Source organism: Microbacterium sp. C448, assembly GCF_000582705.2.
Classification (GTDB): Bacteria; Actinomycetota; Actinomycetes; order Actinomycetales; family Microbacteriaceae; genus Microbacterium; species Microbacterium lacus_A.
On record NZ_HG779673.1, the window covers coordinates 14,626 to 27,143 of the forward strand.

At 68.3% G+C, this 12,518-nt stretch carries 10 protein-coding genes; 6 read left to right on the plus strand and 4 right to left on the minus strand.

Translation table 11 applies throughout. From position 1 onward, the window contains the following. Positions 1-177: 177 nt before the first annotated feature. From MIC448_RS08365 to MIC448_RS08375, 3 genes are all read left to right on the plus strand, one after another. Complete coding sequence (locus MIC448_RS08365; protein WP_036298227.1) at positions 178-843, plus strand: GntR family transcriptional regulator; 666 nt, start codon at positions 178-180, stop codon at positions 841-843. 103 nt (positions 844-946) lie between these two features. Beyond that, a complete protein-coding gene (locus MIC448_RS08370; RefSeq protein WP_036298229.1) occupies positions 947-2,719 on the plus strand; it encodes a gamma-glutamyltransferase family protein in 1,773 nt (590 codons plus the stop codon). 39 nt (positions 2,720-2,758) lie between these two features. Further along, entirely contained in the window at positions 2,759-3,478 is a 720-nt protein-coding gene (locus tag MIC448_RS08375) for a YoaK family protein (RefSeq protein WP_243419933.1), read from the plus strand. Between the two features lie 104 nt (positions 3,479-3,582). Here the strand turns inward: MIC448_RS08375 and MIC448_RS08380 are convergent, their stop codons facing one another. From MIC448_RS08380 to MIC448_RS08395, 4 genes are all read right to left on the minus strand, one after another. Beyond that, entirely contained in the window at positions 3,583-4,605 is a 1,023-nt protein-coding gene (locus MIC448_RS08380; protein ID WP_036298230.1) for an isopenicillin N synthase family oxygenase, read from the minus strand. Between the two features lie 50 nt (positions 4,606-4,655). Then, positions 4,656-5,843, minus strand: a complete 1,188-nt coding sequence (locus MIC448_RS08385; protein WP_036298232.1) for a MalY/PatB family protein — start codon at positions 5,841-5,843, stop codon at positions 4,656-4,658. 74 nt (positions 5,844-5,917) lie between these two features. Then, positions 5,918-7,237, minus strand: coding sequence for an LLM class flavin-dependent oxidoreductase (locus MIC448_RS08390; protein ID WP_036298234.1), 1,320 nt, complete (start codon positions 7,235-7,237; stop codon positions 5,918-5,920). A gap of 1 nt (position 7,238) precedes the next feature. Further along, complete coding sequence (locus MIC448_RS08395) at positions 7,239-8,576, minus strand: O-acetylhomoserine aminocarboxypropyltransferase/cysteine synthase family protein (RefSeq protein ID WP_051513431.1); 1,338 nt, start codon at positions 8,574-8,576, stop codon at positions 7,239-7,241. A gap of 677 nt (positions 8,577-9,253) precedes the next feature. Between MIC448_RS08395 and MIC448_RS08400 the strand changes: the two genes are divergently transcribed. From MIC448_RS08400 to MIC448_RS08410, 3 genes are read left to right on the plus strand one after another with little or no spacing between them, the layout of a single operon-like run. Next, positions 9,254-10,129: a sulfurtransferase gene (locus MIC448_RS08400; RefSeq protein ID WP_036298236.1), complete on the plus strand. Its 876-nt coding sequence runs from the start codon at positions 9,254-9,256 to the stop codon at positions 10,127-10,129. Next, positions 10,126-11,271 carry an LLM class flavin-dependent oxidoreductase gene (locus MIC448_RS08405; protein ID WP_051513433.1) on the plus strand — a complete coding sequence of 382 codons (1,146 nt, stop codon included), beginning with the start codon at positions 10,126-10,128 and terminating at the stop codon, positions 11,269-11,271. Before MIC448_RS08400 ends, MIC448_RS08405 begins: the two co-directional genes overlap by 4 nt. Beyond that, complete coding sequence (locus MIC448_RS08410) at positions 11,268-12,431, plus strand: acyl-CoA dehydrogenase family protein (protein ID WP_051513435.1); 1,164 nt, start codon at positions 11,268-11,270, stop codon at positions 12,429-12,431. Before MIC448_RS08405 ends, MIC448_RS08410 begins: the two co-directional genes overlap by 4 nt. The last annotated feature ends 87 nt before the right edge of the window (positions 12,432-12,518 follow it).

A 12,518-nucleotide genomic window follows, 5' to 3' on the forward strand; every position in this document is an offset into this window, starting at 1 on the left:
GACGCGATGTGATTCTCACGAGCGACTCTGCAGGTGCAATATTCGGGTCACTTCGTATACGAAGTTGCGTCACTGTATCGTCGGCACCGACCGCCAGGCAAGAGGTTTTTTCGGCGGTGCGTCGATGAATGGCTCGGGCTGGATACGATCGGGGTCGATCGATCGAGGAGGGGGCCGATGCCTGAAGAGACGATTCTGCGGGGCCCCGCCCTGGTGGATGCCGTTCGCGACATGATCATCAGGGGCGAGCTCGCCCCGGGATCGCGGGTGACAGAACCCGCGCTGGCATCGGCGTTCAACGTGTCTCGTGTGCCCATTCGCGAGGCTGTGCGAGCGCTGGCCGCGGAGGGATTCGTCGAGCTGCGCCATTTCGGTTCCCCGACCGTCATGAATCTGACCGAACGGGTCGTGCACGAGGTTCGAACCGCGCGGGCGGTGCTCGAGCCGCACACCACCCGGCTCGCCGCCACCCAGCGCTCCGATGCCGATCTTGCTGCGATCAGGGAGATCCTGGACGAGGATGACCGCGCCATCGATCTCGGGCAGATGGACAGGCTTCACCGACTGAACTCGCGCTTCCACGATGCCGTCGCATCGGCGAGCGGCAACAGCGTGCTCGGTGGGTTCGTGCACCAGCTGTCTGCGCGTTCGGAATGGATCAACACGGCTTCCATCCCGGTCGACAACCGGTTCTTCTGGCGTGACCATCGCGACATCTACGACGCGATCGAGGCGCGTGATGCCGATCGCGCGGAAAGTCTCATGGCCGAGCACGTGCGGCGTGCCGCGACGCAGCCTGGTGCGCACGACACGGGTGGTGACGACGGCTTCACGACCCACTGATCGCCGAGGCGTGCACGGAGCACGTTTCGTATACGATACGGTCTCGGGATAGTTCCCGCTTTCAGCCGGTGGCCGCCTGTCGGCACTCCAGAAGGACCGTGTCATGCAATTCACCACTCGCCCCGAGATCGTGGGCACGTTCGGCGCGGTCGCGTCCACGCACTGGCTCGCGTCGAGTTCGGGGATGGCTGTCCTCGAAGAGGGCGGCAACGCGTTTGATGCCGCCGTCGCCGCGGGACTCGTGCTGCACGTCGTCGAACCGCACCTGAACGGCCTCGGCGGCGACACACCCATCATGGGTTTTGATGTCGCCGGGGGAGAGCCCTGGGTCTTGTGCGGGCAGGGACCGGCGCCCGCCGCCGCCACCGCAGCGGCCTATGCCGATCTGGGTCTGGGCGCCATTCCCGGAACGGGTCATCTCGCTGCCGTCGTGCCCGGATCGTTCGGCGCCTGGATGAGCATGCTCGAGCGCCACGGCACGCTGTCGCTGGAGAGGGTGACCCGCTTCGCGATCGAGTACGCGCGCCACGGGTACCCCCTGGTCCCCGACGCGACCGTCGCGATTGCTTCGGTGGCTTCGCTCTTGTCGGAGCACTGGACCACGTCGGCCGAGATCTATTTGCCGGGCGGCACGCAACCGGTGCCGCGGGCTCGTTTCCGCAATCCGCTCCTGGCCGACACCCTGGAGCGGATCGTGGTGAATGCGAACGCCGGCGGAGGCAGTCGAGAGGCCGTGATCGCGCGCGCACGGGACGAGTTCTACCGCGGCTTCGTCGCCGACGCGATCGACGCGTGGATGCGCCAACCCGTCCGCGATTCGACCGGCTCCGACCACGCGGGGTTGCTCACCGGCGCAGACATGGCGGAGTGGGAGCCTACCTGGGAGCGTCCGACGACGATCGAGTTCGGCGGTGTGACCGTGGCGAAGACGGGGCCGTGGGGTCAGAGGCCCGTCCTGTTGCAGCAACTTGCGATGCTCGCCCATCAAGACATCGGCGCACCCGGTTCGGCGCAGATGATCCATGCCGTGACCGAGACCGCCAAGCTCGCGTTCGCCGATCGCGAGGCCTTCTACGGCGATCCGAACTTCGTCGACGTCCCGCTCGACGCGCTCCTCGCCGACGACTACGCCCGCAGCCGCGCACAGCTCGTGACCGAGGAGTCATCGGGCGAATTGCGCCCCGGGTCGCCGGGCGGGCACGAACCGCACCTGTCCAGATCCATCTTCGACGCGCCGATCGATGCGGCCGCGGGTACGGGTGAGCCGACGCTCGCGAGCATGGGGGTGGTCCGCGGCGACACCTGCCACCTCGACGTCGTCGATCGTTGGGGAAACATGGTGGCCGCGACTCCGAGCGGGGGGTGGCTGCAGAGCTCACCGGCCATTCCGGGGCTCGGCTTCTCGTTGCCGACCCGAGCGCAGATGTTCTGGCTCGAGCAGGGACTGCCGAACTCGATCGCGCCGCGCAAGCGACCGCGCACGACCCTGAGTCCCGGCATGTTGCTGCGTGACGGTGCCCCCTATCTGGCATTCGGGACGCCGGGCGGAGATCAGCAGGACCAATGGACCGTAACCTTCCTCCTGAACCTGCTCTCGCACGGCATGAATCTGCAGGAATCGATCGACGCGGCTACATGGCACTCCACGCATATGCCCTCGTCCTTCTTCCCGCGCAGTTTCCAACCGCGGGGCGTCGTCGTCGAACAGACTGTGGGAGACGCGGCGCTCGACGAGCTGCGCGATCGCGGTCATGATGTCGTCGTGGCTCCCGCGTGGAGTCTCGGCAGACTGAGCGCCGCGGGATTCCGCGACGACGGGATGGTCATTGCGGCAGCCAACGCGCGCGGTATGCAGGGCTACGCCGTCGGGCGCTGAGCTGACCCCGCCCGCAGAGCAATCGACAGGATGTATCCCGTGCTCAACCAACTTCGATCCGCTCCCGAGCGCCTGCATCTGGCGCTCATGCTGGCTCTCACATTCTCGACCGGCATCGTCGACGCGGTCGGTTATCTCGGCCTCGACAAAGTCTTCGCGGGCAACATGACGGGGAACGTCGTCATCCTCGGCATGGCGCTCGCGGGCGCCGATGACCTGCCCTGGATCGGCCCCCTGCTCGCTCTGTTCGCCTTCATGTTCGGCGCCGTGGTCGGGGGACGGGTGCTCCGTCCGGTCGCGGCGGGTTGGACGACGCGCACCACGTGGCTCTTTGCGGTCGTCGGGCTGGTTCAGGCCGCGCTCGCGGTGAGCCTCTTCGTCACGGACGGAGCGCCACCCCAGCCGTGGGAGTACCTCATCACGTTCTTCCTGGCCGCGAGCATGGGCATCCAGGCGGCGACGGCTCGGCATATCGCCGTCAAGGACGTCACCACGGTCGTGGTGACGTCGACCATCACCGGTTTCGCGGCCGACTCGCGGCTCGCGGGGGGCACCGGTCAACCGTGGTTCCGTCGGCTCGCCGCGATCGTGCTGATCGCCGCCGGTGCCGCTATCGGTGCTCTGCTGCTTCAGGTGCACATCGGCTGGGGCGTTGGTGCCGCGGCGTTGGTGACTGTGTTGGCGGCCCTTCTCGGGCACGCCGCCGCCCACGCAAAACACGCGGCACGTCTCACGCGGTTGGGTGCGGACTCGCGGTAGGCAGCACGGCGCGCGGTGACTTTCGTCGCGGACGTCACCGTCCAGCCGTACGCGAAGCCTCGAGCCGTGACATCCGAGTCAGTTCGGCGAATCCTCGACCACGCCTAGCGGGCCGCTGCCGCCCGCTCCGCAACCAGATCCGCGTGCCAGCGCTCCGCGACATCCGGATGCGCGCGCAGGCGTGACTTGAGCGCATTCTCGCCGTACAGCGCGTGAATGGGATTTGCGGGATCCTGTGTGACTCCGGATGCCTCGGCGGCGAGCTCGTCCGGCAGCTCGATGAGCGGCAGCCGTCGATCCAGCGCCGGGTTGAAGAAGAACGGCACCGAGATGCGCTCGTCGGGGTACTTCGGCGAGATCACGCGGTGATTCGTCGCCTTGAGGTAGCCCTGCGTGGCGTACTCGAGCAGCTCGCCGATGTTGACGACAAAGGCACCCGGGACGGGCGGCGCGTCGACCCACGCACCGTCGCGCTCGACCTGAAGTCCGCCCTTGCCCGGCTCGATCCACAGGAGCGTCAAGACGCCGGAGTCCTTGTGCGCGCCGACTCCCTGTTGCGGTTCGGGGTCGTCCTTGCCGGGATAACGGACGATCTTGATCAGGGTCGACGGCTCACCGAAGTGCTCGTCGAAGTAGGTCTCGGGTGCGCCGAGCGCCACGGCCCAGGCGCGGAGCAGTTTGCGGGCGATTCCCGTGAGGTGCTCGTGCCATTCGTCGATGACCTCGCGCAGCTCGGGTTGTGCGGCGGGCCACAGGTTCGGTCCGATCAGGCGCGCGAAGTCGGGCGCCTCGGGGTCGGTGATCGCCTCGCGCTCGGGCCCGATGTCGATCTGCTCACGCCAGTCCACGTGTCCCTGGGTGCGCTCGCCGCCGACGCGCGTGTAACCACGGAAGTGGGGGCTCGTCACGTTCTCGATCGCGAGCTTGTCGGCCTCGGGCAGCGCGAAGAACCCGCGAGAGACTTCCAGCAGTCGCTGCTCGAGCTCGGGGCTCACGCCCGTACCGGTCAGGTAGAAGAACCCGACGTCGTGGGTTGCGGCACGCAATTCGTCGCGGAATCGCGCCGCGGCAGCGTCCCCCTGATCGAGGAGCGAGAGGTCGAGGATCGGCAGGCTGGCTTCTGACATTTCTCGAGGCTAAGTCCCTCCGGCGAGCCGTCGCGTTTTGTTGCCGAGCATTACCGGTGCAAGCCACGCCAGGCGTCGCCCATCGCGCCGACCGCTTCCGCGAGGATCGGGCGGGGCGTGGCGAAGACGAGGCGAACGTATCTCTCGTACCCGGCTCCCAGCAGCGCTCCGTCCGTCAGCACGACGTTGGCGTGGTCGCGGAAGAACGCGACTGGAGAATCGGGGATGTCCAGGGCGGCGGTGTCGATCCACGCGATGTACGTCGCCTCGGGCGGACGATAGCGCGCGCCGGGCAGGTGTGTCGCGAGCAGCTCGGCGAGCAGGAGGCGGCTGTCCGAGAGATATGCCCGCGTCTCGTCGAGCCAGGATTTGCCCTCCCGGTAGGCGGCGGTCGAAGCGACAACCCCCAGGGTCGACGCCCCGTGCTGCACGGCGAAGCCGAAGCGGCGGTAGGCCTGCTGGTCTGCGTCGTTGGAGGTGATCAGCTGAGCGGCCTTGAGTCCCGGGATGTTCCACGCTTTCGACGCGCTCGTGCCGGTAACCGTGTGTGCCGCGGTCTCGGGTGAGAGCGACGCGTACGGGATGTGCGGGCGTCCGTCGAAGCGGAGCGGTGCGTGGATCTCGTCGGCGAACACGCGGCCGCCGTGACGCTCGACGATCGCGGCAATCGCGAGGAGCTCATCGCGGGTGAGGACGGTCCCGGTCGGGTTGTGCGGATTGCAGAGCACCAGGGTGCGGGCGCCCGCCGCGAACGCGGCATCGATGCGCTCGAGATCGTGCTGCCATCGGCCGTCGATCAGGGCCCCCGGCACCTCGATCACCGGGTGCCCGATCGTCGGCAGGTAGGTCAGGAACGGCATGTACGCCGGCGTCGGAACGATGACCGCAGATCCGGCGGGGGAGTACTCGGTGATCGCCACGCCGAGCGCCGCCATGACGTCCGAGACCGAGTGCACGCGGGCGGGATCCACAGCCCAGCCGTACTCGGCAGACATCCATTCCGCCGTGGCGTCGGCCACGGCGGCAGCGAGCGGAGGGGACAGGTACCCCAATGTGCCGTCGGTGATCGCGCGCGCGAGGGCCTCCGCGATCGCGGGGGCGGTTCCGAAGTCCATCTCGGCCACCCAGGCACCGATCTTGCCCGCGTGCAGGCTCCACTTGCGACTCTCGGGACGATCGAGCCGCGCGCGCGTCAGCGCGTCGAACGGATGCGCGGGCGGATGCGCGGGGGAAGTCATGATCCCATTCTCACCAGTCCTCTCGCGGGCGCGAGCGCGCCCGAAACACGACGGCACATTCGTGCCGACGCGGGTCAGAAATCGAAGAGGTTGGCCCGTGCACCGCCGGTCGCATACTCGCGGCGCAGGATGCCGCGGCGCCGGAGCACCGGCACGAGTTCGTCGAGGTAGCGGTGGATCGTCGTGGGGTGGAAGTCGCCCGAGAAGATGAAGCCGTCGTTGCCCGCATCGTCCCCCAACTCCTCGATGAAGTCAGCGATCTCTTCGGCCGTACCGACATAGCCCCGCCGATCGGTGATGCGGCCCTTGCGGGCGTGCTGGGTGAGGATCTCTCGGAGCGGAACGTCGTCGAAGGACTCGAACCCGCCGCGCAGCCACGAGATCGAGCCGCGGGACACATGCTCACCGAAGATTGCAGGATCGAGGGGGCTGTCGAGGTCGAGCCGTGTCAGGTCGGTCTCGAGGTCGGACGAATGCCCGAGGGCGATCTGGCGCAACTCCGCCTCGGATGGGTGGAGCGACGCCGTGACGATCCGCTCTGCCTCCTCGACGCTGGACACCACCTGCGGTTTGAACACGAACAGCGTCCGGATGCGTCCCTCGCGGCCCTGTCGGGCGGCTGCCGCCCCGACCTTCTCGCGGTAGCTGCGCACCGGGTTGATGTCGAGACTCGCGAGCGCGAGCTGGACATCCGAATGAGCCGCCGCGAACTCGATGCCGCGTGGCGATCCGCCCGGAGAAACGATCACGGGATCACCACCGCCCGCGAACGGAATCGCGTTCAGGGGGCCATCGAACGAGAAGTACTCGCCCCGGTGCTGGACGGTTTCGATGTGAGACGCATCCGCGAAGCGCCCCGACGTCGCGTCCGCGACGAGAGCACCGTCGCCCCAGCTGCGCCACAGTTCGCGCAGACCGGACGTCCATTCATCCGCCCGGTCGTACGCGGCGTCGTGCGCGATGGGATCGAGGCCGAGATGACGCGCGCTGCCGACATCCGTCACGACGTTGATGCCGACCCGATGATCGCTCAGGTGATGCAGCGAGGCGAACTGGCGGGCCGCAACGTAGGGCAGGTAGGACGCCACGTTCACCGTCGGAACGATCCCGATCCGCTCCGTCGCGGCCAGCAGATAGGGCGTCAGCGCAACGGGGTCGTGTTTGGGTCCGCCGTAAGCTCCCCGCACCCGCAGATCGAGGGTGTCGGGCAAGCCCGCCGAGATGGCGTCCTCCACGATCACGAGGTCCAGGCCCGCCTGCTCCAGTTCGCGCACGGACTGCTGGTACAGCGCGGGGCGCTCCCAGTCGTAGCCCCAATCCCATGCGGGGGTGCCCCACCCCTGCGGACCGAACCCGCGCGAGAGGAACCATCCGAAATGCTGTTGGCGTGCCACGTCACGCCACCTTCACGACGTCGGGCAGGGCCGCCTCGACGGGCACTTCGCGCAATACGGCGAACGCGCCGTCCAGGTCCCGCACGAGGTCGCCGACATCTTCGATGCCGACCGACAGTCGGATCAACCCCGGCGTGATCCCCGCGCGCCGGCGCTCTTCCTCGGTGCGCAGATTGTGCGTCGTCGTACTCGGGTGGATCACGAGCGAGCGCACGTCGCCGAGGTGAGTCATCTTGGTGAAGAGGGACAGGGCATCGTAGAAGCGCCGCGCCGCGTGCTCTTCTCCGGAGAGGGTGAAGGAGAACACCGACCCAAAGCCCCGGGAAAGATAGCGCGAAGCCGTGGCGTGGTTCGGGTTGGACTCAAGTCCGGCGTAGTCCACGGTTTCGACCTCGGGCTGCGACTCGAGAAAGCGCGCGATCTGCGCAGCGCTCGTGGACTGGCGGTCGACGCGGAGGGAGAGCGTCTCAATTCCCTGCTCGATGAGAAACGCGTTGATGGGGGACGGCGCCGCACCGAACCGGGGAACCGCCAGGTCGCGTAGAAACCCGGCGAAGGCCCGCTTGCCGTACCGCTCGACGTGGGTGAGGCCATCGACCGCTCGTGTCTCGGAGAGGTGGGGGTAAGCGCCGGTTCCCCAGTCGAAGGTCCCCGCATCGACGATGAACCCGCCCAGAACGCTCCCATGGCCGGCGAGAAACTTGCTCGTCGAATGGACGACGATGTCGGCGCCGTGTTCGATCGGCCGCAAGAGGTAGGGAGTGGCGAGGGTGTTGTCGATGATCAGGGGTGCGCCCGCCGCGTGGGCGATGTCCGCAACGGCCGCGATGTCGAGGACGTTGTTCTTCGGGTTCGAGATGGATTCGGCGAAGAACGCGCGTGTGGCGGGGGTTGCGGCTGCGCGCCAGGCCCCCAGGTCGGTGGGGTCGTCGACGAAGTCGATCGAGATCCCGAACCGCTGGAGGTGCTCGAGGAAAAGACCGCGGGTGCCCTCGTAGATCGTGCCGGAAGAGACGAGATGGTCGCCCGCGCGCAGTATCGCCAGGAGCGCGTTGGCCGTCGCGGCCTGGCCGCTCGCGACGAGCATCGCCTCGCTTCCCCGCTCGAGCGCCGCGAGACGTCGTTCGACGGATTCGCCGGTCGGGTTCCCATGGCGCGAGTAGATGAATCCGGGCTCTTCGCCCGAGAAGGCCTCCTGCGCGTGGTCGAAGTCGTCGAAGGCGAAGCCGGCCGTCAGGTAGATCGGGGTGGCCCGTGCCTGATGGGGGTCTCCGGCCTCACGGCCTGCGTGCAGTTGCTGCGTTGCGAAGCCCGCTGCGGGATCGAGTGATGTCGTCATGATGCTGTTCCGGGTCGGGTATTTCGGGCGACACTACGCGGGCATCCCGCGCGCGACGAGAGCTGTGAAACGCGCCGTCATACAACACTGCGGTGTTCCCCAAGAAACCTGCATGCCAGATCTCTAACGGTGGGTTCATCGGGGGACACAGCCTTCCTTGTCGTCGCCGTTCCGTGAATGCGGGAGCGGGTGGGACCCGACAGTACTGTTTCGGCGTCGGTCAACGCGAGCACGGGCGCTCCGATCGCAGAATCGCTGTCATCTTTCGTCGCAATCGGTGACAGAGCGATATCCAGGAGTAGCGAGCAGCTCATTCCGAGCTCGAACTTTTATCCCAGGTGGAAAGGCGGAAATCGAACCGCGGCAGGTGCTGGAGAGTCCGGGATGGCTCGCGGCGTGAAACGTGCCGAAACAATCGGGACGTCGCGGCAACGCTCGGTCGACGGCGTCCCTAACCTGACCACACGACGTATCCAGCGCATCACCGCGAGAGGCATGACATGGAAAGCACGGGCATCTTCGCCGCCGCTTCGTCCGTGCGCTTCGTGCGTGTCGGGAGCTCGCTGGTCCGTCGAATGCGCATGATGCGCGGGTGTTGAGCACCTCCACCCGCTAGCCGTCCTGATCCGCCTCATCGGCGCTCGCCTGTCTGCTCTGCGCCCGTTCTTAGGAGAACCATGTCCGACATTCTCATCTCCGCTATTGAGCTCGCTGAGCTCCTCGCCTCCGGAGCCCCCCTGCGTGTGCTCGACGTCCGCTGGCGGCTCGATCGTCCGGACGGTCGCCCGGAATATCTCGCCGGGCACATCCCGGGCGCCGTGTATGTCGATCTCGACTCCGAGCTCGCGGAGCACGGCACGCCGCGCGATGGGCGGCACCCCCTCCCTGCGCTGGACCGGCTCGAGACCGCCGCCCGCGGTTGGGGACTGCGAACCGGCGACACGGTGGTGGTCTACGACGACCTGAAGTCGCTCTCAGCGGCCCGCGCCTGGTGGCTGCTCACCGACGCCGGTGTGTCCGACGTGCGAATCCTCGACGGGTCGCTGCGTGCCTGGACTGCGTCGGGCCGCACGCTCGAGCACGGCCTCGTCGACCCGCCGCGCGGCGACATCACCCTGACCCCCGGGCGACTGCCCCGGCTCACGATCGATCAGGCGGCGGCCCTCGGGCAGGACGGGGTTCTGCTCGATGTGCGCGCCGAGGAGCGGTACCGCGGAGATGCCGAACCCGTCGATCCGCGGGCGGGGCACATCCCGGGTGCCATCAACGTCCCCACGACCGTGAACGTGGGGCCGGATGGGCGGTTCCTCGACCCGGAAGAGCTTCGCGCGCGCTTCGCCCGGGCGGGTGCTCGACCGGACGCGCCGGTCGGCGTGTACTGCGGCTCGGGGGTCACGGCCTCCCACGCCTTCGTCGCTCTCACCCTGGCGGGATACGCCCCGCAGCTGTACCCCGGCTCGTGGAGCCAATGGTCCAACCACCCCGATCGCCCCGTCGCCGTCGGATCACACCCGGGCGCCGGTGCGCCCCTTGTCAAGGAGAACCAGTCATGACCGTCGAGTTCATCAGTGCCATCAACACCCGCCCGGGCGACGAGCTCAACCCGCTGAAGGGTGGCCGCCCGCTCGATCCCGCGTACGTGCGTCGCTATGCGCGTGTGCTCGAGGACGCGGGCTTCGACTACACCCTCGTTCCCTACGGCAGCTCGTCCGCGGACTCGTTCGTGGTGGCAACCGCTGTCGCGGCTGCTACCGAGAGGCTTGCCCCCATCGTTGCCGTGCGACCCAACACGGTCTACCCGACGGTTGCTGCGCAACAGCTGGCGACCCTGAGCCAGATCTCGGACGGTCGGGCCGTGGTGCACATCATCTCCGGGGGGAGCGATGCCGAGCAGGCGCGGCAGGGCGACTACCTCAGCAAGGACGAACGCTACGACCGTTCGGAAGAGTGGATCCGTATCGTCCGACGTGCGTGGACCGAGACCGGATCGTTCAGCCATGAGGGTCGCTACTACCGGTTCGACGATTTCGGCCCGGGGTTCGCCCCGTTTGCGCCCATCCCGATCTCGGTCGGAGGCTCATCGGATGCGGCCTACCGCGTCGGCGGTGCGGTGGGTGACATCTTCGGGCTGTGGGGGGAGCCCCTCGCCGACACGCGCGAGCAGATCGAGCGCGTCAACTCGGAGGCCGTCGCGGCGGGTCGCGCCGACAAGCCGCGCATCTGGGTGACGTTCCGCCCCATCGTCGCCGAGACGGACGAACTCGCGTGGGAGAAGGCGCATCGTCACGTTGCTCGTGTCGCCGAGACATATGCGAACGCCGGCCTCGTTCCCTTCCGCCACTACGACAGCGCGCGCCCGCAGAACGTCGGGTCACAGCGACTGCTCGACGCAGCGGCTCGCGGTGAGGTGCATGACCGGGCGCTCTGGACTAAGCCCGCCGAGGTGACGAACGCCGCCGGTGCCTCGACCGCGCTCGTCGGCAGCTACGAGACGGTCGCCGCGGCGATCCTCGACTATGTCGACCTCGGTGCCGACCTCATTTCGATCCGCGGGTACGACAACCTCAATGACGCGATCGACTACGGACGATACGTGCTGCCGCTCGTGCGCCAGGAGCTTGCGCACCGTGCCGCCACCGGAGTCCGCGGCGAGGTCGTCGCCCAGCCGCCCATCACGGAGGGGGTGCGCGCGTGAGCGCCGTGACGACAACCGGGCGCGCCCTCGGCGAGCCGCGCCTGACGCCGCTCGAGCTGAGCGCGCTGACCCGCACGCTCGCCGCACACGCGCCGAACCACGACCTCGACGGGTCATTCCCCTGGCCGGGGGTCGAGGCAGCGCACGACGCAGGCTTACTGACCGCGACGGTCGGGCGCCGATACGGGGGACGCGGGCTGTCGGCCCGCGAGGCCGTGGACGTCTACCTCGCGCTCGGCGAGGGTGACCCGTCCGTCGCGCTGCTCGTGGCGATGACGGCTGCACAGCACGCCGTGCAGGATGCGGCGCCGTTCTGGCCCGAGGACCTGTACGCGCGGGTGCTCGCCGAGTCCGCGGAGCGCCCGGTGCTGCTCAACGCCGTGCGGGCGGAACCCGAGCTCGGGGCTCCAGCCCGGGGCGGGCTGCCCGCAACGACGGCGCATCGAACATCCGGTGGCTGGTCCGTCTCGGGGCGGAAAGGGTTCGCGACGGGATCCGAGGGTCTGGCGTACCACTTGGTCTGGGTCGTCACCGACGAGGCCGAACCCCGCGTCGGGCATGTCATCGTCCCCGGCGATGACCCGCGGGTCACGGTCGTGCCGACCTGGGATCACCTCGGGATGCGGGCGAGCTCGACCCACGACGTCATCTACGACGGTGTCGAGGTTCCGTTCGAGAACTTCTCGGGTGCCCCCGTCGGCACGGTCCCGAACAACCCCACTCTGCCCGGCGCGTACTCGGTTGGCGTGCCCGCCCTCTACGTCGGGGTCGCGCGCGCCGCGCTCGCCGCGTTCGGCGAGTTCGCCCGCGAGCGGGTGCCGACCTCGCTCGGGCGTCCGATCGCGACACTGGAGCGCATCCAGTCCACGGCGGGTGAGGCATCCGCGCAGATCCGTACGGCCGAACTCGTCCTCGCCGCCGTCGCCGCTGACATCGACGCGGGACGCGCCAACCCGGCCGATCTCGGCCTGGTCAAGCTGATCACCTCGCGCGCCGCGATCAGCGCGGTCGAAACGCTCGTCGCCTCGATCGGCAACGCGGGGCTGACCCGGTCGCTGCCGTTCGAACGGCATCTGCGCGACGTTCTGTGCGCGCGCCCCCACCCACCCCAAGACGATGCGGCTCTCCTCGCGACGGGCCGCTCGATCCTTCAGTCCTGACGCAGCAGAAAGGCACGACCACACCATGAGTACTCATCGCTTCCGATGGCCGCTGATCGCCACAGCCACGGTATTCACCCTGGCCCT